General features: G+C 35.4%; 19 protein-coding genes. 6 read left to right on the top strand and 13 right to left on the bottom strand.

From position 1 onward, the window contains the following. Nucleotides 1–37: 37 nt before the first annotated feature. The 3 genes from hemF to xerA are packed head-to-tail and all read right to left on the bottom strand — an operon-like array spanning nucleotide 38 to nucleotide 2405. Complete coding sequence (hemF, locus tag ABXT49_RS05075; RefSeq protein ID WP_416650882.1) at nucleotides 38–946, bottom strand: oxygen-dependent coproporphyrinogen oxidase; 909 nt, start codon at nucleotides 944–946, stop codon at nucleotides 38–40. Next, nucleotides 943–1494 (bottom strand): L-threonylcarbamoyladenylate synthase, encoded by a 552-nt coding sequence (locus tag ABXT49_RS05080; RefSeq protein ID WP_416650884.1) that lies wholly within the window; start codon nucleotides 1492–1494, stop codon nucleotides 943–945. The genes hemF and ABXT49_RS05080 overlap by 4 nt, the downstream gene beginning before the upstream one ends. Further along, nucleotides 1491–2405, bottom strand: coding sequence for a site-specific tyrosine recombinase/integron integrase (gene xerA, locus ABXT49_RS05085; RefSeq protein ID WP_416650886.1), 915 nt, complete (start codon nucleotides 2403–2405; stop codon nucleotides 1491–1493). The genes ABXT49_RS05080 and xerA overlap by 4 nt, the downstream gene beginning before the upstream one ends. A 37-nt stretch (nucleotides 2406–2442) precedes the next feature. Here xerA and htpG point away from each other — a divergent pair, with 37 nt between their 5' ends. After that, a complete protein-coding gene (htpG, locus tag ABXT49_RS05090; RefSeq protein WP_416650888.1) occupies nucleotides 2443–4299 on the top strand; it encodes a molecular chaperone HtpG in 1857 nt (618 codons plus the stop codon). Nucleotides 4300–4355: 56 nt separating this feature from the next. On the opposite strand, the gene ABXT49_RS05095 is transcribed toward htpG, so the two are convergent. Beyond that, nucleotides 4356–5114 carry an RNA methyltransferase gene (locus tag ABXT49_RS05095; RefSeq protein WP_416650890.1) on the bottom strand — a complete coding sequence of 253 codons (759 nt, stop codon included), beginning with the start codon at nucleotides 5112–5114 and terminating at the stop codon, nucleotides 4356–4358. Between the two features lie 5 nt (nucleotides 5115–5119). Between ABXT49_RS05095 and ABXT49_RS05100 the strand changes: the two genes are divergently transcribed. Together ABXT49_RS05100 and ABXT49_RS05105 are read left to right on the top strand one after the other, a co-directional pair. Beyond that, a complete protein-coding gene (locus ABXT49_RS05100) occupies nucleotides 5120–5920 on the top strand; it encodes an inositol monophosphatase family protein (RefSeq protein WP_416650892.1) in 801 nt (266 codons plus the stop codon). Nucleotides 5921–6197: 277 nt separating this feature from the next. Then, nucleotides 6198–7187 carry a glycosyltransferase family 2 protein gene (locus ABXT49_RS05105; protein ID WP_416650894.1) on the top strand — a complete coding sequence of 330 codons (990 nt, stop codon included), beginning with the start codon at nucleotides 6198–6200 and terminating at the stop codon, nucleotides 7185–7187. Between the two features lie 8 nt (nucleotides 7188–7195). On the opposite strand, the gene ABXT49_RS05110 is transcribed toward ABXT49_RS05105, so the two are convergent. Continuing rightward, complete coding sequence (locus tag ABXT49_RS05110) at nucleotides 7196–7945, bottom strand: YciK family oxidoreductase (RefSeq protein ID WP_416650896.1); 750 nt, start codon at nucleotides 7943–7945, stop codon at nucleotides 7196–7198. Further along, nucleotides 7942–9081, bottom strand: a complete 1140-nt coding sequence (locus tag ABXT49_RS05115) for a DNA recombination protein RmuC (RefSeq protein ID WP_416650898.1) — start codon at nucleotides 9079–9081, stop codon at nucleotides 7942–7944. Before ABXT49_RS05115 ends, ABXT49_RS05110 begins: the two co-directional genes overlap by 4 nt. 143 nt (nucleotides 9082–9224) lie before the next feature. On the opposite strand from ABXT49_RS05115, the gene ABXT49_RS05120 reads away from it, so the two are divergent. Together ABXT49_RS05120 and ABXT49_RS05125 are read left to right on the top strand one after the other, a co-directional pair. After that, nucleotides 9225–9929, top strand: coding sequence for a lysophospholipid acyltransferase family protein (locus tag ABXT49_RS05120; protein ID WP_416650900.1), 705 nt, complete (start codon nucleotides 9225–9227; stop codon nucleotides 9927–9929). 15 nt (nucleotides 9930–9944) lie between these two features. Continuing rightward, complete coding sequence (locus ABXT49_RS05125; protein WP_416650902.1) at nucleotides 9945–10445, top strand: hypothetical protein; 501 nt, start codon at nucleotides 9945–9947, stop codon at nucleotides 10443–10445. Here ABXT49_RS05125 and rnt read toward each other — a convergent pair. Then, nucleotides 10442–11032, bottom strand: coding sequence for a ribonuclease T (rnt, locus tag ABXT49_RS05130; RefSeq protein ID WP_416650904.1), 591 nt, complete (start codon nucleotides 11030–11032; stop codon nucleotides 10442–10444). The two genes, ABXT49_RS05125 and rnt, sit on opposite strands and share 4 nt — an antisense overlap. Nucleotides 11033–11071: 39 nt before the next feature. Continuing rightward, on the bottom strand, nucleotides 11072–11494 hold the full coding sequence (locus ABXT49_RS05135) for a GNAT family N-acetyltransferase (RefSeq protein WP_271558667.1): 423 nt from the start codon (nucleotides 11492–11494) through the stop codon (nucleotides 11072–11074). 74 nt (nucleotides 11495–11568) lie between these two features. Between ABXT49_RS05135 and ilvD the strand changes: the two genes are divergently transcribed. Beyond that, the gene (gene ilvD, locus ABXT49_RS05140; RefSeq protein WP_416650906.1) at nucleotides 11569–13233 is read left to right on the top strand and encodes a dihydroxy-acid dehydratase; all 1665 of its coding nucleotides are present in this window, start codon (nucleotides 11569–11571) and stop codon (nucleotides 13231–13233) included. A 7-nt stretch (nucleotides 13234–13240) separates the two neighbouring features. Here ilvD and rnr read toward each other — a convergent pair whose 3' ends face one another. From rnr to hflK, 5 genes are read right to left on the bottom strand one after another with little or no spacing between them, the layout of a single operon-like run. Next, the gene (rnr, locus tag ABXT49_RS05145) at nucleotides 13241–15355 is read right to left on the bottom strand and encodes a ribonuclease R (RefSeq protein ID WP_416650908.1); all 2115 of its coding nucleotides are present in this window, start codon (nucleotides 15353–15355) and stop codon (nucleotides 13241–13243) included. A 39-nt stretch (nucleotides 15356–15394) separates the two neighbouring features. Next, on the bottom strand, nucleotides 15395–16711 hold the full coding sequence (locus ABXT49_RS05150) for an adenylosuccinate synthase (protein ID WP_416650910.1): 1317 nt from the start codon (nucleotides 16709–16711) through the stop codon (nucleotides 15395–15397). A gap of 1 nt (nucleotide 16712) precedes the next feature. Then, entirely contained in the window at nucleotides 16713–17840 is a 1128-nt protein-coding gene (locus tag ABXT49_RS05155; RefSeq protein WP_416650912.1) for an ATP phosphoribosyltransferase regulatory subunit, read from the bottom strand. 9 nt (nucleotides 17841–17849) lie between these two features. Next, a complete protein-coding gene (hflC, locus tag ABXT49_RS05160; protein ID WP_416650914.1) occupies nucleotides 17850–18707 on the bottom strand; it encodes a protease modulator HflC in 858 nt (285 codons plus the stop codon). Then, nucleotides 18707–19834, bottom strand: a complete 1128-nt coding sequence (gene hflK, locus ABXT49_RS05165; protein ID WP_416653534.1) for an FtsH protease activity modulator HflK — start codon at nucleotides 19832–19834, stop codon at nucleotides 18707–18709. The genes hflC and hflK overlap by 1 nt, the downstream gene beginning before the upstream one ends. Between the last annotated feature and the right edge of the window lie 151 nt (nucleotides 19835–19985).

A 19985-nucleotide genomic window follows, 5' to 3' on the forward strand; every position in this document is an offset into this window, starting at 1 on the left:
TAATTAAAATTACTCCAGAAATATATTCAACTTAAGTTTACTTTAATGAAACCCAATCCCTAGGTTTTAAAAAATAAATGGTTAACTTTTCTTCTTCGCTATTAGGTTTGGTTTTAAATTGGTAAGACCACTTAACTGATGGTGGCAGTGACATTAAAATTGACTCAGTCCTGCCGCCGCTCTGCAAGCCAAATAATGTCCCTCTATCATGTATCAAGTTAAATTCTACGTATCGACCACGTCGATACAATTGGAAGTCTTTCTCATTATCAGTATATGGGGTACTCATTCTCTTTCTGACGATGGGTAAATAAGCCTCACTAAAATGATTGCCAACACTTTTCATGAAGTCAAAACATTCATCAAAACTTCCGCTATTAAAATCATCAAAAAATAACCCACCAATACCACGTTGCTCATCTCGATGACCTAAGTAAAAATAATCATCACACCATTTTTTATATTTTGGATAAACATCTTCTCCAAAAGGCATGCAAGCTTTCTTAGCAGTTTGATGCCAATGAACCGCATCTTCATCGAATCCATAATAAGGGGTTAAATCAAAGCCACCACCAAACCACCAAATTGGATTCTTTCCTTGCTCTTCTGCAATAAAGAATCGAACGTTAGCATGCGCCGTTGGAATAAAAGGATTTTCGGGATGAAGAACCAGTGAAACCCCCAGAGCTGTATATTTCCTTCCTTCAAGCTCAGGCCTTAGTGCAGTGGCAGATTTTGGCATTTTATCACCAGTAATTATTGAATAATTAATGCCACCTTTTTCAAATATATTGCCATTTGAAAGAATATTAGTTAGGCCTGAACCTCTTTTATCATCCCGTGTCCAGCTATCTTGAGCAAATTTAGCTCCACCTTCAATCAGCTCAACTTCAGAGCAAATAGATTGCTGGAGCTCAATCAAATACTTTTTTACTAGATCTATCATCGATGACGCACGCCTGTTAATAAATTAACGATCCTTGAAGGCTCAGAATTATACTTATTTGGGGGTAAAGCGTAAGAAAGCTCATTACCAAAATACTTTTTAAGCTCTATTAAAGAAGTAGCAACCTTTCCTCCTTGAGTATTAGCACTTGTGGAAATTAATGCAGAGCCCGTATTTTCACAAAAATATGAAATTAAAGGATTAGAGGTAATTCGAACTGCTAAAAACTCATGCTCTCCTGTTATAAGGCGTGAAGTATTTTTTGATTTTGGTACCAAATAAGTTGTTGCAATTTCTGTCGGAGTAGAAAGTTTTGTTAATAAATCAATATCTAGGTTTGAATCAATATAGGGCAATAAGTAATTTATATCAGAGGCTAATAATATAAAGCCTTTTTTAATATCTCTATGCTTCAAACTAGCTAATGTTTTAATTGCTTCTGAGTTATTTGCCATACAAGCTAATCCGTATATAGTATCTGTTGGATGAGCTATAACTCCAGTGCGAAGATGATTAAGAGCTAATTGGGTTTTTGTAGTTATTTTCATTTTTTTGCTCTAGGATGAAACTCATCATAAACCTTTGATAATTCTAAAAAATCTAGGTGCGTATAAACCTGAGTACTTTTAATGCTCTTATGTCCTAGAAATTCTTGAACCGCTCGTAGATCATGACTAGACTGAAGGAAGTGAGTCGCCGCTGCATGCCTAAGCATATGCGGGTGTACATTAATTGAAATGCCCACTTCAAGAGCCCTTTTTTTAATAATATTTTGAACAGATCTAGCGCTCATTCTAAGATGCTTCTGATTTAAAAATAAAGCATCAGAATTACAATCAGGTCTTTTCTCTATGTACTTTTTAAGCACACTTATTGCTGACGCTCCTATTGGAGAGAAACGAGCCTTACTTCCTTTACCCATAACTTTAACAAAACCTTCATTGATATCAAAATCAAGCATATCAATCCCAACAAGTTCAGAAACTCTCAGGCCGCATGAATATAGTAATTCAATCATCAGGACTGCTCTAAGCTCTTTGAAATGGCCCACCTTTAGATTCATCATTCTACTCAAATCATCAAAATCAATAGTTTTTGGAAGGGCTCGATCGATTTTAGGAGTTTGAATAGATGAGGCTGGATTTGAAGAGGCTGCTTCGTTATCAATAAGGTAATTATAAAAAACTCGTATTGAAGATAAGTACCGCCTAATGGATTTATTTGAAATATCACCATGCCTTAAGCCCATCACAAATAAATTAACTGTATCGCCATTTACTTCTGCCCAACCAGAGATATTTTTATTACCTAAAAAAGATAAAAACTTCAATAGATCTCTCTTATAAGCTGAAACAGTATTTAGTGCATAATTTTTTTCAACGCTTAAATAAGCTACAAATTCTTCAATTTGTTTAATTAATATTTCATCTTGATACTTGTTTTTTTCCTGATTGGCCATATCTTTACATTTTACGTTAAACGATTAAGGATTTTCAATGAGTCAAAAACAAACACATGAATTTCAAACTGAAGTATCTCAGCTACTTGACCTAATGATTCACTCTCTTTACTCCAATAAAGAGATTTTTCTAAGAGAGCTTGTCTCAAATGCATCAGATGCAATAGATAAGCTGAAATTCGAATCTTTATCAAATGACAAACTTATTGAGGCAAAAGAAGAGCCAAGTATTCATATTGATATTGATAAAGATGCAGGGACTATTACTATTAAAGATAATGGAATAGGAATGACTCATGACGAGGTCATGGAAAATATTGGAACAATCGCTAACTCTGGAACCAAAAAATACTTAGAGGGTCTTGATAAAAATCAAACCCAAGATTCTAATTTGATTGGTCAATTTGGTGTTGGATTCTACTCCGCTTTTATTGTTTCTAATACAGTTACTCTTCTTAGTAGAAAGGCTGGCGATAATAAGGTAAATGGAACAAAATGGATTTCAAAAGGCAAGGGAGATTATTCCATTGAAACTGTTGAGCTAGAGGACTATGGCACAACAATTATTCTTGATGTTAAAAAAGCTGAAAAAGAATTTATTGATGATTTTCGAATTCGAGGAGTTATATCAAAATACTCTGATCATATTACTGTTCCTATTATGATGCTCAAGCCTTCAGAAGAAGATAAAGATGTGATTGAATACGAAAAAATAAATGAAGCTACTGCATTTTGGATGAAAGATAAGAAAGAACTATCTCAAGCTGATTATGATGAATTTTACAAAGCCTTAACGTATGACTTTGAAGGGCCATTAACTCAAATACATAATAGAGTTGAAGGAAAACTTGATTATTCATCACTCTTATATATCCCTAAAAAAGCTCCATTTGATATGTGGGAACCTAAAAGAAAAAGTGGCGTAAAGCTTTATGCTAAAAGAGTTTTTATAATGGAAGGAAATGAAGAACTACTCCCTCAGTACCTTCGATTTATAAAAGGTGTAATAGATACTGCAGACCTTTCATTAAACGTTTCTAGAGAGATCCTTCAGGGTAGTAAAGTAGTTGATACAATTAAAAAAGCATCGGTAAAAAGAATTTTGTCTGAGCTTGATAAAATGTCTAAAAATAAACCTGAAAACTATGCCACATTCTGGAAAGAGTTTGGAATGGTTATTAAAGAAGGTGTTGTAGAAGACTTTGCAAATAAAGATAAAATTTCAAATCTTTTAAGATTTACCTCAACAACAGCTGACAGTTCAGATCAAACAATTTCTCTTAAAGACTATATAGGCCGAATGAAAGAGGGACAAAAAAATATTTATTATGTCACTGCAGATACATATGCTGCAGCCAAAGGCTCTCCTCATCTAGAAATTTTTAAGCAAAAAGATATTGAGGTTCTATTACTGTCAGATAGAGTTGATGAATGGTTAGTCGCTAACTTTGGTGATTTTGAAGAGTTCTCGCTCAAATCAATTGCAAAAGGTGACCTTGAAGATCTTGATTCAAAAGAAGACAAGAAAAAGAAAGAAAAAACAGTGAAAGATTTTGAAAGTGTCATCACTAAAGCTCAAGAAATCCTCAGCAATCAAGTCAAAGAGGTTAAGGTTTCAAGTCGACTAAGTGAGTCTCCTTCATGTCTAGTTGCTGATGAAAATGAGCTAGGTGGAAATATGGAGCGAATCATGAAATCTTTAGGTCAGGATATTCCTGATACCAAGCCTATTCTTGAGATAAATCCTGATCATCCACTTGTCATTAAACTTAAAACAAAAGTTGATGAAGATCTAGTGAAAGTATTATTTGATCAAGCTGTTCTTAGTGAAGGTGGACAAATTAAAGAGCCTGCTGAGTTTGTAAAACGAATGAACAAACTAATGTTAGGATGAAAGAATAATCTAAGTCAAAAAAAGCCCGATTTTTTCGGGCTTTTTTTTGCTATAAATTAAGACTTATAAGGATTAATTTTATTAAGAATGCCTCTTAATATTGCCATCTCTTCTTTCTCCAGGCTACTTCTACTAAAAAGCCTTCGTAGGCGCCTCATCAAAAGAGTTTTAGGTTTTTTTGTATCAAAGTAATCGATGTACTCCAGCACCTGCTCCAGATGACTATAAAAGCTATTTAATTCATCAAAGCTGGCAATTTCACTGCCTGAGTTATCAAACTTACCTTCTACAGTGCTGACGTAGTTCTGATAAGCAAAAACTTGAATCGCAGATGCAACATTTAATGAAAAGTAGTTGGGGTTACCAGGAATTGTCATTAGGATAGAGCATAAATCTAGCTCTTCATTTGTAAGGCCAGAATTTTCAGTGCCAAAAACAACTGCAACTTCATGCTCATTTGAAGCAACTTTTGATTGAATTTCACTACAAGTTTCAATAACATCTAACTGCCTCCATTTAATATTTCTTTGGCGTGCACTAGCACCAATAACAAGATGAACTCCAACCAAAGCCTCCTCTAAAGTATTGCATACTTTTGCATTTGAGAGAACATCATCTGCCCCACTTGCTCTTGCAGTTGCAACAGCGGAGGGATAATTAGAGGGTGTTACTAGATATAACTGAGTTAAAAGCATATTTTTCATAGCTCTAGCCGCCGCGCCAATATTACCTGGCTCAGTGGTATTCACCATAACAATCCTCACTTTATTAAAACTCGTCAAGGTATAATTCGATTCTTTATTTATTTGGCTCATTTACCATGCATCCTACCGTTAATATTGCAGTTAGAGCTGCCAGAGCAGCTGGTGATGTTATTTTAAGGTACCATAACCAGGTCGATTTACTAACTATAGAAAATAAGTCACTTAATGACTTCGTTTCTGAGGTTGATAAAACGGCTGAAAAAGCCATTATAAACGAGATTAAAAAAGCCTTTCCAAAACATTCTATTTTGGCAGAAGAGAGTGGGGAAACTCTTGGTGATGATAATTTTCTTTGGATAATAGATCCATTAGATGGAACGACTAACTTTTTACATGGCTTTCCACAATATGCGGTGTCAATTGCACTTCTAGAAAAAGGAATTACAACGCATGCGGTCATTTATGATCCATTTAAAGAAGAGCTCTTTACTTCATCTAAAGGTGAAGGTGCTTATCTAAATGATGAGAGAATGCGCGTTACTATGTCTCTTGGGCTTAAAGATACTCTTATTGGAACTGGCTTCCCTTTTAAGCAGCCTCAACACTTAGACTGTTATCTTGAGACTTTTAAAGCAATTCACCCTCATGTTTCTGGAATTCGTAGGGCTGGAGCTGCTGCTCTAGATTTAGCTTATCTTGCAGCTGGAAGACTAGATGGGTTTTGGGAAATTGGTCTTAACTCATGGGATATAGCTGCAGGTGCGCTTATGGTTAAAGAGGCAGGTGGTTTTATTGGGGATTTCTCTGGAAGAGACCAGTACATGGAAACTGGAAATATAGTTGCAGGTAATGCAGAAGTATATAAAGCACTTTTAAAGAAAATTCATCCTCATCTAAGTGATGAATTGCAGAGATAATAAATAATACCAATACCAAAACCTAGCAGCGATTTGATTTTTAAGATCTTAAGAGCTGTCTATACAAAAACTATTATTAAAAGCAAGTACTATTGCATTAATTAGTCTATCCTTTATAATTACCAAGTGTTTATAGATTTAGAGCTAGTTTATATCCCAATATTAGTACTTTTATTAAAGAAAGTGAGCCTTTAGTCTTTCTGCAACTGGAAGATTTGCTACTGCTCAAAAATCATGATAAATTTAAAATAAGCATCATCCTAAAATAAAAAAGTTAATGCAAAATAAACAACTAATCTCCATAATCACCCCCATCTATAACGAAGCAGATAATTTAATTGAGCTTAGTAAACAACTTACAAAAGTATTTGATAACAACTTAAGTTATGATTTTGAAGTACTATTGGTAGAAAATGGCTCTACTGATCAAAGTTTTGAAATCAGTCAACAAATATCTATCCAAGATAAGAGATTTAAAATAATAAAACTATCACGTAATTTTGGGTGCGATGGAGGAGTTACCGCTGGCTTAAGCTATGCAACTGGTGATGCTGCAGTAATTATGGCAAGTGACTTACAAGACCCACCAGAGCTTATCAATCAATTTATAAAAAAATGGCAAGCAGGTTATGAAAATATATACCAAATAGTATCCAAAAGAACTGGAAGTAGCTTCATCAGAAAAATTAACTCTCAACTATTTTATTACATAGTTAACTTGATGACAGGCGGTGTAATACCCAAAAATGTTAGTGATTTCCGCTTAATAGATAAAAAAGTTTACACAGCAATTAATAAAATGCATGAGCGTAATCGTTTTATCAGAGGATTGTTTGCTTGGTCTGGCTTTAAATCTGTCGGCATTCCTTTTGCGCGCTCTGAAAGATTTAAAGGAGAGTCCAAGGCTAATACCCTTCGTGTTTTATCTTTAGCCTTAAGAGGTATTTTTGCTTATAGCTATATTCCACTAAAAGTAATTACTTGGGCAGGGATAATTTTGTCTTTCTTTGCCTTTATTTTATTAACCACAACCTTTATAAAATATTTTTTTTACGACCTTCCTTTTGCAGGCTATGGCTCCATCATGAGCGTCGTTTTGTTAATGTTCGGTTTTTTATTTATATTTTTAGGCATTATCGGAAAATATATTGGCCTTATTTATGAGGAAGTTAAAAAGCGGCCAAATTATATCGTTAGCGAAGTATATCCAAATAATAAAGACCTAAAGGTAATTCACCAGTTAGACGAAGAGGGAGGCACTCAGTAAGTCTCAATTCAATTTTCAATAGTTAATTTCTCGCCATTGATCTTAGAACACTTATTCGATAAAAGGTAAACAATTACAGAACTCTTCTCTTCAGGCCTTGGAACTGAAGAAACATCTTCAGCAGGATATGCTGCCCTTCTCATTTCAGTTCTTATTTTTCCAGGGTTGATTGTATTTACAGTAATTTGTGTCTTTTCCAGTTCTTCAGAAAGAGTTTTTGCAAAACCTTCTATTCCAAATTTACTAACGCTATAAGCACCCCAGTAAGCCCTTGCTTCTCTTCCAACCGAAGATGATAGAAAAAGAATTCTTGCATCATTAGACTTCATTAACGCAGGTATAAGGAATTGCGTCAACATAAATGGAGCATTTAAGTTTATCTGTAATGTTGAGTACCATAGCTTGATATCATATTGATCTATTGGCATTTGTGTTCCGAGAATTGCAGCATTATGTATGAGTCCATCCAACTTTTTAAATTTATCAAGAATATTATCTTGCAGTTCTTGATAATTCTCAGGTGAAGCACCCTCAAGGTCAAGTGGATAAAGTATTGGCTCTTTGAACCCAGCATCAACTACAGCATCATAGGCATACTCAAGTGAGCCCAGATCTCTTCCAAGCATAATAACAGTTGCTCCTGCCTTTGCAAGATCCATTGTTATAGCGAAACCAAATCCTCGATTAGCACCAGTTACTAAAACAACTTTACCATTTAGCTCACCCTCTTGAACTTGATAATTACCAGAGAGTTTCATTTACCAATTGCTTTATTTGACTTAACTCCAAGTGCTTTTAATTTCTTAGCACGACCAATTAGATTACCTGGGCCAGTTTGAAGTTTTTTTCTTGCATCAGAAAAACCCTCTTTAGTCTTATCTAGCTGATTTTCAATCTTATCTAAATCATTAAAAAAACCAGCAAGCTTGTCATACATTTTTCCTGCTTGACTGGCAATTTCATCCGCATTTTTATTTTGTTTATCCGTTTGCCACATAAAGTTCACCGTCTTTAAGCTCATACTAAGCATTGAAGGTGAAACTAGCATAATATTTTTCTTTAAAGCATCATCAAATAAACTATGTTTATGTTGCAGGGCTAATAAAAGAGCACCTTCAATTGGGATAAAAACAAAAATAAAATCAAGACTCCTAACACCCTCAAGGCTTTCATACTCTTTTATACTTATATTTTTAATTTGGTTGTCTATAGAAATAATATGTTTTTTTAAAGCTTCTTCATTTGATTGATCAGCAACATAATCAACATAATCTTTGAGCGATACTTTTGAATCAATAACAACATCTTTTCCTTCTGGCAAATGAAGAATTACATCAGGCTTAAATTTCTCGCCAGTTTCACTTTTATATTGTTTTTGTATATCAAACTCTACCCCCTCTTGGAAACCATAACTTGATAAAAGTGAGCTTAAAATTTCCTCTCCCCAATCCCCCTGAAGCTTATTATCATAAGTTAAAGCATTTGTAAGATTTTGAGCTGATTGTTGGGTTTCACGATTGGCCTCATGAAGTGATTTAATCTGTTCTTTTAATGAAGTTCTTTCTTCAATTTGCTCTTTGGTAATGGTTTCAATTCTGTCTCTAAAACCCTTTAATTGAGTTTGTAATGGTGTCAGTAGATCTGAATTATCAACCTTAAGTTTATTTCGATCATTTTTTAATATATCAGATGCTAATACTTTAAAGTCTTTATTAACTTGACTTTTAAGCTCATCAACAAACTCAGATTTCTCAGAAAAACTTTTTTCTTTTTCTTCAAGAATTGTTTTTAGTTGAATATTTTCTTCTCTTGATTTGAGTAATTTTTTGTTAAACACATAGAAAGAAATAAATGCACCAACTACAAGTGACAATAAGCCAATTAGAATATTCATGAAGCTCCCCAAGCCTTATAAATCTTATGTGTTTTAAGTAATATTGGGCGCATTAGTAAAATAGCTGAATTTATCCTCAGTAATGTTAGTAAAATTTTAGTTAGAATAACAATCAAATTATAACGTTAACCTATTCCATAACTATGCTGTTTTTAAGATCTTTATTGTACTTTGTTGGCTCAATTATTAGTTTAATTTTGATCACTTTATGTGGATTATTTTTGGTTTTAGCAAACTACTCTACTCGACATAAATTTCTCTCACAGTGGGCTATTTTTTGCATCTGGTGGCTAAAAATAACTCTAAATATCAAAACGAATATTATTGGTCAAGAGAATATAAATAAATCACCTTGCATAATTATCTCTAACCACCAATCAACATGGGAAACCTTGGCTTTTCAGACCATCTTTCCAGCTCACACATGGGTCTTAAAGAAGGAGCTTTTATGGCTTCCAATATTTGGCTGGAGTCTTGCTCTTTTTAAGCCAATTATTATTAATCGAGGTGATAAACTTAAAGCAATTAAAAAAGTTATCAAACAAGGTGCTGATAGATTAAATAAAGGAATCTCTATTGTTATCTTTCCGGAGGGAACTCGCCAACCTTATAAACATATAGGAGAGTATCAAAATGGCGGCTCTGCTATTGCAAAAAAATCTGGATATAAAATAGTTCCTGTCTACCATAATGCTGGAAATCTATGGCCTAAAGGAGCTTTTATTAAGAAGCCTGGTGTAATTACTGTCGTTATTGGAGAGCCCATTTCAGATTTAAACTTATCTACATCTGAGATAACCAAAAAAATTAGAGATTGGACCTTAGAGCAAGAAAAAACTTTTGAATAACTATCCCTAGACAATATGAGTGAAATTACCTATAAAATTTTTCATGAAAGAACTGCAGAAAACATTAAAGTTGAAATAAAGAGACTTTATGATTTACTGCTATTTGATAACAATAAAAACCTATATAAAGTTGATGCAAATGATAAAAAGTCAGTCAAGGAGATTCTTTCAGACAATATTTTAGACTTTAAAGCAACAAATGTTTCTGATAAGCAGTTTAAAACTAGATCTGAATGGCACAGTTTTTTAACTGAAAAAAATCATTTAAACTTTAATGAATGTCTATTAATTCTTCTTGGAATTAATCCAACTCTTGCTGGCTCTTTAGAGCCTAACTTATATAAAACAGAATTAAATGAAGTTGGAGGACTTAAGGAGAACTATTTAAGTTTAATATTTTTTCAAAGAGTAGAAAATCACCTTTTAAGAGAAAGATTTAGAGGTAACAAAATTAATACGGGTGAGTTTATTAAATGGGCAATGGATTATAAATACTTGAGAGAAATCAAAGCTTAAAGCAAGGGCTGAGAATTGAAAATTTTACAAAATAACTCTGAGGTCTTTTTAGTATCATAAAGCGCTGAATGTGCTTGCTCGTTATCCCATTCGATTCCAGACTTCACAGCTGCTTTTGCAAGAACAGTTTCACCACAGCAAAGGGCAGACAAACTAACAGTATCAAGAGTTGAAAATTGATGAAATGGGCTTTTAAGCTTAGAGCGATTTGTAGCAGCCTTCACAAATCCAAGATCAAAAAATGCATTGTGGCCTACTAGTATTGCCCGGGTGCACTCCTCTATAACTAAATCATCACTAACGCACTTAAAAATTTCACTAAGCGCTTCCTTTTCAGGCACTGCGAGTCTAAATGGATTATCGATATCAATTCCATTAAACTTCAAAGCTGAAGGCTCAATATTAGCCCCCTTGAATGGCTCTACATGAAAATGTAGTGTCTTTTTGGGAAAGAAGTTACCGTTATCATCAAAGCCTAAGATTATTGCACAGATTTCCAATAAGGCATCTGTATTTTCGTTAAAGCCGGCAGTTTCAACGTCTATTACAACTGGAAGATATCCACGAATTCTATCTTTAAGTGTCATTAATTATTTGTTGCTCAAAAAAAAGTAAGTAGTCAAAGCTTAAAAATTTCTTAGGTAGATAATTGAATTTCTTTGATAATCATAACTCTTTTGTCGAATCAAAGGGAGAGAACTGATCTCACTCTCAATAAAGTCATGTCTAAAAAAGAACCTACCTCCAAACTTTGAAAGCGCAAAAATAGAAGATAAATTATGACTCAAGGCTTTTTTAATTAGTAAGTCCATTAAATTAGATGAGGCATCAGTATTGTGAAAATCTTTATTAACTACTAATCCATAAATTTCACCCATATTTTCTTTTTCATAAAGCTTTAAGGCTGCACAAGCAATAATTTCACCATCACTTTCAATAGATATAAAGTTTTCTATTTCATTATTAATGCTTTCATAACTTCTTTCTAACAATCTACCCTCATCAACGAAAGGTTGCATTAATTCAATAATTTGTTTAGCTTTACTCAACTTCTAACCTTAAATTGCCTATAGAACCGCACTATTTTAGTCTAAAATTTGTATTTTTTGCTAATTTAAAATAGATGTCAAACTCAAGAAAATACTCCTCAGCTGTAGTCGATGGTTATGAACGTGCTGCATCAAGAGCGATGCTATATCCGGTAGGCTTTAAAAAAGAAGATTTCAAAAAACCTCAAGTAGGAATTGCATCAACCTGGTCTATGGTTACTCCCTGCAATATGCATATCAATGATTTAGCTGACGAAGCTGAAATTGGCGTCAATTCTGCGGGTGGAAAAGCTGTAATATTTAATACAATCACAATTTCGGATGGTATTTCAATGGGCTCAGAAGGGATGAAGTATTCCCTAGTTTCTAGAGAGGTTATTGCTGATTCGATTGAAACTGTAGTTGCTTGCCAAGGATTTGATGGAGTTGTTGCCATTGGTGGTTGTGATAAAAATATGCCTGGATGTCTTATGGGTCTTGCCAGACTCAATCGACCTTCGGTCTTTGTTTATGGAGGGACTATACAGCCTGGTAAAAATCATACCGATGTTGTTAGTGTTTTTGAAGCTGTCGGTAAGAGAGCAAATAATGATATTACTGATATTGAGCTTGAGCAAATTGAATCAACTGCAATTCCAGGACCTGGTTCTTGCGGTGGAATGTATACCGCAAACACAATGGCATCAGCAATTGAAGCCCTAGGAATGAGCCTTCCTAACTCTTCATCTCAAGATGCAATATCAGCTGATAAGAATAGTGACTCATCAAGAGCTGGTGAAGCTGTATTAAATCTATTGGATAAAGATATTAAACCAAGTGATATTATGACTAAAGAGGCATTTGAAAATGCAATTACTTTAATCATCACCCTTGGTGGTTCAACCAACGCAGTACTTCATTTAATTGCAATGGCTGATGCCATTAATGTTGATCTAACGATTGATGATTTCACTCGAATTGGTGCTAATGTGCCTGTTCTTGCTGATCTTAAGCCTTCAGGCAAATATATGATGAGTGAGCTTGTGCAGATAGGTGGCACTCTACCTTTAATGAAGATGCTATTAGATGCAGGAATGCTTCATGGTAAATGCATAACAGTAACTGGCAAGACCTTAGCTGAAAACTTGAAAGATGTTAAGCCCTATGCTGATGGTCAAGAAATCATTATGTCATTAGAGAATCCAATCAAAAAAGATTCCCACTTAAGAATTTTAAGAGGCAACCTTGCTCTTGATGGTGCGGTTGCTAAAATTACTGGTAAAGAAGGCCTAAAGTTTCAAGGAAATGCCAAAACTTTTGCTTGTGAAGAAGACGCTCTTCAGGCAGTTTTAAAAGATAAGATTGTGGAAGGTGACGTCATTGTAATTCGTTATGAAGGCCCAAAAGGTGGCCCGGGAATGCGTGAGATGTTAGCGCCTACCTCAGCTGTTATGGGCAAAGGATTGGGCGGAAAGGTTGCTCTAATAACTGATGGAAGGTTTTCAGGCGGAACTCATGGTTTTGTAGTGGGTCATATAACTCCTGAGGCTTTTGTTGGAGGAACTCTTGCAATTATTGAAGATGGCGATGAAATATTGATTGATGCTGAAAATAATCGCCTCGAACTTCTTGTTGATGACTCAGTCATTGAAGACAGACTTTCAAAGTGGGTAAAGCCAGCTCCAAAATACACTAAAGGTGTATTAGCGAAGTATGCGAAACTTGCTCAGTCGGCCTCAAGAGGCGCAATAACTGAATAACTAAGGTTTAATTGACTGGAATAAAGTCAATTTTTCTATCATCAAGGTTTACTGAAGCAATCTTCACTTTAATCATGTCGCCTAAGCGATAAATTTTTCCATTCCTTTCACCCTTTAATTGGTGATGAACATCATCAAAAATAAAGTAGTCATCCCTTAAGTCACGAACTGAAATTAAGCCTTCAACAAATATGTCAGAAAGCTCTACAAAAAGTCCAAAACCTGCAACACCAGAAATAACGCCATTAAAGTTATCGCCCACCTTGTCACTCATATATTCACATTTGAGCCATTGTTCAACATCTCTTGATGCATCATCAGCCCTCCTTTCGGTCATTGATAGGTGAGCCCCTAGATCTAACATTCTAGCTGATGGATCTCTAACTTTGCCTGATAAAGCGCGCTTTATAGCGCGATGAACCAGAAGGTCTGGATACCTTCGAATTGGAGAGGTAAAGTGAGTGTAATCCTCAAAAGCTAAACCAAAGTGGCCCTCGTTATTTGGAGTATAGGTTGCCTGCTTCATTGTTCGAAGCACCACGGTTTTGATAATGTTCTCATCATCCCTTCCGTGCGCATTTTTTAATACCTTGGCAAAATCTTTGGATTCTGGTTGATGACCACCTTCTAAAGTCAAACCAACCGCAGATAAAAACTTTTTAGTGACCTCAACTTTTTCAGCTGTAGGCTTAGGATGAACTCTAAATAAGAAGTCTTCATTTTTTTTCTGTAGGAATTTTGCAGTCGCCTGATTTGCCATCAACATACATTCTTCAATTAACTTATGTGCATCATTTCTTTTTCTAGCGACAATGTCTTTAATCTTTCCTTTGCCATCAAACAATATTTGACTTTCAATTCGATCAAAGTCCATTACGCCTCTTTTTTGCCTAGAAATTCGAAGCGTTTTGTAAAGGCTATATAGGTAGTCTACATTTTCAACTACATTGCTATACTCTTTTCTTAAAGGACTCTTTTTATCCTCAAGCATTTCATTGACCTGTCCATATGTAAGGCGAGCATGAGATAGCATAACAGCTGGATAAAATTTATAGTCTAAGAACTCTCCCAATGAATCAATTTCCATCTCACACACCATACAAAGCCTTTCAACTTTAGGATTAAGCGAGCAAAGGCCATTTGATATAGCTTCAGGAAGCATTGGTACAACCCTATGCGGGAAATAAACTGAATTCCCTCGCTCTAAAGACTCAATATCTAAATCAGACTCCTCCTTAACGTAGTGAGAGACATCAGCAATCGCAACAATAAGTTTCCAACCGTTTTTGGATGGTTTGGCATAAACGGCATCATCAAAATCTCTGGAGTCGTCTCCATCAATTGTTATGAGCTCTAACTTTGTTATATCCGCCCTGTCTTTCTTATCTTTTGGGAGAACTTTAGTTGGTAGTTTAGATGCCTCTTCAAGCGCTATTTGTCCAAAGACAGAGGGTATTTGATGGCGATAGATCGCAGAATCTACTTCTACGCCTTCGTCTAAGTAATTTCCAAGGATTGAGGTAATTTTTCCAGTTGCATTACTATCTAGTGTTGGAGAAGAGAGTATTTCAACTACGACTACTTGATTATCAGAGCAGCCCTCCATCAGCTCTACAATATCAATGTTATGTTTAATTCGTCTATCATCAACAACAACATAGTAATCACCATCATCAAGATGAAGCCTTCCAACAAGATTTTTAGCTGTTTCGATGACTTCAACAACTTCAGCATCTAGTCTCCGATTAAGAAGCCTAACTTTAATCTTATCACCATGAAAAACTAACTTCATTTGTTGATTCGAAAGTCTAAGATCTTTTCCACCTTTATCTAAAGCAACGAAGCCAAAACCCTTAGGATTTGCAATAACTGTTCCAGTGATCAGGCCTCTATTAGAGTATGGTCGATACACTCCATTCTTATTACAGCTGAGTTGTTTGTCTCGAACCATTGCCCTTAAACGCCTTTCAAAAGCCTTTTTTTGCTCGTCTTCTAATGAAAGAAGCTCAAAAAGCTGACTCTTGGTTTTGGGTTTTTGCTGAATAAAACTTAAAATATGCTCGCGAGATGGAATCGGGCTCTCATATTTTTCCGCTTCACGATCATAGTGAGGGTCTGACATAATGTGCTTAGTATAAAGTAAGCTTAGAAACGTTTAGAACTAATCAAAAGGATTCTTTAGAATTAGAGTTTCGTCTCTATCAGGACCTGTTGACAAGATATGAACTGGAAGCTGACTTAGTTCCTCTATTTTTCGTATATAGTTTTTCGCCTCTTTAGGCAAGTCATCAAACGAATGAGTTCCAATTGTAGAGCACTTCCATCCTGGCATCTCAATATATACCGGGGTTGCCGCACTATAGCCTTCAGCTGAAAATGGAGGGATAGTGGTTGTTTGTCCATCAATCTCATAAGCAATACATATTTTTATTAAATCTAATTCATCCATAACGTCTAGCTTTGTCAGACATATTCCGCTTACAGCATTTAGTTTAAAGGATCGATTTAAGATAACTAAATCAAGCCAGCCACATCGCCTTTGACGACCTGTAGTGGCGCCAAATTCATGTCCTCTAGAACAAAGCTCTCTTCCAATTGGGTCGCCCTCATCAGTATTCACATCATAATCAAGCTCGGTTGGGAATGGACCACCTCCAACTCGAGTGGTATAGGCTTTTACAATGCCTAAAACATAATCAATATCACGAACGCCAACACCAGACCCAGTTACCGCGCCTCCAGAAGTAGTGTTGGAAGAGGTTACAAATGGATAGGTTCCTTGATCAATATCTAGAAGTGCTCCTTGAGCACCCTCAAATAGGATATTTTCATCATTTGCCATTTGTTTATGTAGTTCGTCAGCAACGTCGATTATCATTGATTTAACGATCTTGGCTTGACTTAATGCTTGCTTTAAAGTTTTTTTATAATCTACTGCTGGCTGCTTATAGTAATTTTGCAAACTAAAGTTGTGATAATCAACCACTTCTTTAAGCTTTTCTGCAAAAAGCTCTTCGTCCAAAAGATCACCAACTCTTAGCCCTCTTCTGGCGACCTTATCTTCATAAGCCGGTCCAATTCCATTTCCAGTCGTTCCAATTGCTGCTTTTCCTCTGTGCGCCTCACGCGCATTGTCAAGCTCAATATGGTAGGGAAGAATTAATGGGCATCCTGGGCTTATCATTAGTCGAGATTTAACTTCAATCCCTGACTCTTCGAGCTCATTCATTTCTTTTAAAAGCGCAGTCATTGAAAGAACAACCCCATGGCCTATAAAACAATTAACACTGCTTCTAAGAATTCCAGAAGGGATTAGATGCAAAACAGTCTTCTTACCATCTATGACTAAAGTATGGCCAGCATTATGGCCTCCTTGGAAACGGACAACAGAACTTACTTTATCTGTAATAAGATCAACTATTTTTCCTTTACCCTCATCACCCCATTGAGTCCCGATGATTACTACATTCTTACCCATATTATTCCTTTAGCTTCCATTGATTATTTTTATTTACAAAATCAACATCATCTGATCCTGTCAAATCTACTTTAATATTATGTCCCTTTGATCGAAGCTCATTAATTAGGAGTGCTAATTTTGAATCATTAGAGTTTGGCGCAACCAATGTTTTTTGTTTTTTTACTGTTTTTAATTGCTGCTGAACTAAGAACTTAAGATCAAAAGAAAATCCTGTTGCATCTCTTGAAGAGCCAAAAGATTTTGTTAAGCCGCTGTATCTTCCTCCCTGTGCTAAAGCCTTAGAGAAACTATCATGGTATGCTGCAAATACAACTCCATCATGATATTCATAAGCCTTAACTTCACCAAGGTCAAACATTAAGTTAATATTACAGTCTTTAAAAAAATCATAGAGCTTTCTAAGGTCATCAATCGCACTTAAAGCCGATGGAATGCCTTTAAATACTAAGGCAGCTTTATCTAGAACAGCTTCAGATCCATCCAAAGAAATTAATGCTTTAAACTTATCGCCATCTTGAATTTGATTATTTTTAAGAAAGTTATTTAAATCTGGAATTGACTTTCGCCTAAAAATATCCCTTAATTTTGATGCTTCTTTAACATCAAGATTTGCAGAATCACAAAGAGCATTGAATATTGAAGTATTACCCAAACTAAGAGTTACCCCATCAAGTCCCAAAAGCGTCAATGACTCAATCATTAGGGTAATAATTTCTATGTCAGCATCTATTCCTTTAAACCCATAAAGCTCAGCGCCAGCTTGAATTGGAGACCTAGAGGCGTAAAAGTCATCAGCCTTAGTTTGCAATATTGCATTTATATAGCAATAACGATCTATACGCTTAGATTTAACACGTTTAGAGTCTATCCTTGCTATTTGAGGAGTTATATCAGAGTGAACACCAAGCATTTTTCCAGAAATTGAATCAAGAAACTTGAACGTCTTTTCATCAATTGACTTGGAGTTTAATACTAACGTCTCTGCAAACTCTATCATTGGGGGCACAACAACTTCGTACCCCCAACTTTGATATAGATCTAATAAATCTCTTCTACTTTGTTCAAAAGTGATTGCCTGATCACCAGTGAGCTCATCTATGCCCTCAGGTAATTGCCAATTACTCACAACCCTTGTTTAGTTTGAAGGGTTAAAGTAGCGGAAGAACTCTGAATCAGGATTAAGTATTAAGATATCACCTTGCTGATTAAAAGACTTTTTGTATGACTCCAAAGAGCGATAAAAAGAATAAAAATCAACATCTTGACTGTAAGCTTCAGCATAGTTACTTGCTGAGATTGCATCTCCATTTCCTCGAATCTTTTCAGAGTCTCTATAGGCATTTGCCAGGATAATTGTTCTTTCTTTATCTGCAAAAGCCTGGATTTTTTCAGCTTCTTCAGCACCTTCTGAGCGGAATTTATTGGCAATACTTTTTCTTTCTGTCTCCATTCGACTATAGACTGAATTTCTAACTTCCTGAGCAAGCTCAATTCGCTTAATACGAACGTCTATAACCTCAATACCAAACTCATCTTCAGCAATTGCCTTAAGCTTGCTTTTCACACTTGCCATAATTGCATCACGCTGAGAGGAGACAACTTCAATAATAGTTCGCTTAGAAAATTCACTTCTAAGAGCATCCTGATTATTTTGAGCAAGCCTTAAGTTTGCCGATGACATCGCACCACCCGTTGATATATAAAACTTTTCTGTATCAACAATTCGCCACTTAACATAAGAGTCAACCGTTAAATTTTTCTTTTCAACAGTCAGAAATGATTCTGCTTGAGCATCTAATGTCTGAATGCGCTGATCAAATGTAACCACGTTATTCACAAAAGGAGTTTTAAACTTTAGACCTGGTTTATTTTCAACTGAAACAATTTCTCCCAGCCTTAGTTTAATTGCTACTTGCGTTTCATTAACAGTATACAAGCTTGAGCTTATTAAGATTGCTACCAATACAGCTACTACTATAATAATTCTATTCATTATCTGTTCTCCCTTGAGCGTAATACACTTTCATCACTTTGACCCGATGGAGTTTGATTATAAGTACTTGTATTTGAACCAGATCTTGTAACCCTGTTGGAGTTAATTAACTGATCAATTGGCAGATACATAAGAGAATTAGAGTTTGAATCTACAATAACTTTGTTCGTATTACTTAGAACATCCTCTAAAGTCTCTCTATAAAGCCTCTCCTTAGTAACACCAGGAGCCTTTGTATACTCAGTTAAAATCTGAGAAAAACGATAAGCCTCACCCTCTGACTTAGAAACCACTTCTGATTTATAGGCTTCAGCTTCTGCAAGAAGCCTCTGACTTGCACCACGAGCCTTAGGAACAATATCATTTGCATAAGCCCGAGCTTCATTAATATATCTTTGCTCATCTTCCCTCGCCTTTACAACATCATCAAAGGCAGCTTTAAGTTGAACTGGTGGCTGAGCATCCTGCATAGTTACAGCTGTAATCTGTATACCAAGTCCATAATCATTAATGAGTGCCTGAGAGGCTGTCTTAACCTCTTGCGCAACTTGATCACGACCAGTAGTTAAAACGAAGTCCATTGTATTATCACCAACAACTTGTCTAATAATACTTTGAACGACATGGCTTAAAGTCAGCTCTGGATTCGAAACATTAAATAAGTAATCTTGAGCGTTTGCAATTTTATATTGAACTGCAAGCTTAACATCAACCATGTTCTCATCACGAGTAAGCATTAATGACTCTGAACTTACTCCGCCACTATATGAATTTTGAGCGTTTCTAAAACCAATTTCTGCAGAACGAACTTGTTCAACATTAACTTTATAAACCGACTCTACTGGGTAAGGAATATGCCAGTGAGGGCCCTGAGTTGTTGATGTTTGAAAAGCACCAAATCTTAAAACAACGCCTCTTTCAGCTGGATCAATAATATAAATACCAGTTGCCATCCATAGAATAAAAGCTAGAATGAATATGTATTTAAAACTACCTTTTGCAGCCTTACTCGCGCCAGAGGTACCTGATGATTTACCACCAAATGTAGAGTTAAATTTATTTTTAAAATCCTTAATAACCTCATCAAGCTCTGGAGGAGTTTGATTATTATCATCATTCCAAGCCATTGTGGCTCCGTTTTGTTTTTTACTCACGTAATTTCCTTAAAAATAAAAAAGTCAAAGTTAAGATATGGTCAAAGTACAAAAAAACAAGTAGTTTACAAATCTTTTAAGATAGAGAAAAAATAATTTTTTCGAAATCATAGGATATTTTACC

The organism is Candidatus Pseudothioglobus sp. Uisw_086 (assembly GCF_048085745.1).
Classification (GTDB): domain Bacteria; phylum Pseudomonadota; class Gammaproteobacteria; order PS1; family Pseudothioglobaceae; genus Pseudothioglobus.

Bases quoted from the DNA above. Each gene is read 5' to 3' on its own strand.
- hemF (WP_416650882.1), bottom strand. From the start codon at position 946: ATGATAGATCTAGTAAAAAAGTATTTGATTGAGCTCCAGCAATCTATT.
- ABXT49_RS05080 (WP_416650884.1), bottom strand. From the start codon at position 1,494: ATGAAAATAACTACAAAAACCCAATTAGCTCTTAATCATCTTCGCACT.
- xerA (WP_416650886.1), bottom strand. From the start codon at position 2,405: ATGGCCAATCAGGAAAAAAACAAGTATCAAGATGAAATATTAATTAAA.
- htpG (WP_416650888.1), top strand. From the start codon at position 2,443: ATGAGTCAAAAACAAACACATGAATTTCAAACTGAAGTATCTCAGCTA.
- ABXT49_RS05095 (WP_416650890.1), bottom strand. From the start codon at position 5,114: ATGAGCCAAATAAATAAAGAATCGAATTATACCTTGACGAGTTTTAAT.
- ABXT49_RS05100 (WP_416650892.1), top strand. From the start codon at position 5,120: ATGCATCCTACCGTTAATATTGCAGTTAGAGCTGCCAGAGCAGCTGGT.
- ABXT49_RS05105 (WP_416650894.1), top strand. From the start codon at position 6,198: ATGCAAAATAAACAACTAATCTCCATAATCACCCCCATCTATAACGAA.
- ABXT49_RS05110 (WP_416650896.1), bottom strand. From the start codon at position 7,945: ATGAAACTCTCTGGTAATTATCAAGTTCAAGAGGGTGAGCTAAATGGT.
- ABXT49_RS05115 (WP_416650898.1), bottom strand. From the start codon at position 9,081: ATGAATATTCTAATTGGCTTATTGTCACTTGTAGTTGGTGCATTTATT.
- ABXT49_RS05120 (WP_416650900.1), top strand. From the start codon at position 9,225: ATGCTGTTTTTAAGATCTTTATTGTACTTTGTTGGCTCAATTATTAGT.
- ABXT49_RS05125 (WP_416650902.1), top strand. From the start codon at position 9,945: ATGAGTGAAATTACCTATAAAATTTTTCATGAAAGAACTGCAGAAAAC.
- rnt (WP_416650904.1), bottom strand. From the start codon at position 11,032: ATGACACTTAAAGATAGAATTCGTGGATATCTTCCAGTTGTAATAGAC.
- ilvD (WP_416650906.1), top strand. From the start codon at position 11,569: ATGTCAAACTCAAGAAAATACTCCTCAGCTGTAGTCGATGGTTATGAA.
- rnr (WP_416650908.1), bottom strand. From the start codon at position 15,355: ATGTCAGACCCTCACTATGATCGTGAAGCGGAAAAATATGAGAGCCCG.
- ABXT49_RS05150 (WP_416650910.1), bottom strand. From the start codon at position 16,711: ATGGGTAAGAATGTAGTAATCATCGGGACTCAATGGGGTGATGAGGGT.
- hflC (WP_416650914.1), bottom strand. From the start codon at position 18,707: ATGAATAGAATTATTATAGTAGTAGCTGTATTGGTAGCAATCTTAATA.
- hflK (WP_416653534.1), bottom strand. From the start codon at position 19,834: ATGGCTTGGAATGATGATAATAATCAAACTCCTCCAGAGCTTGATGAG.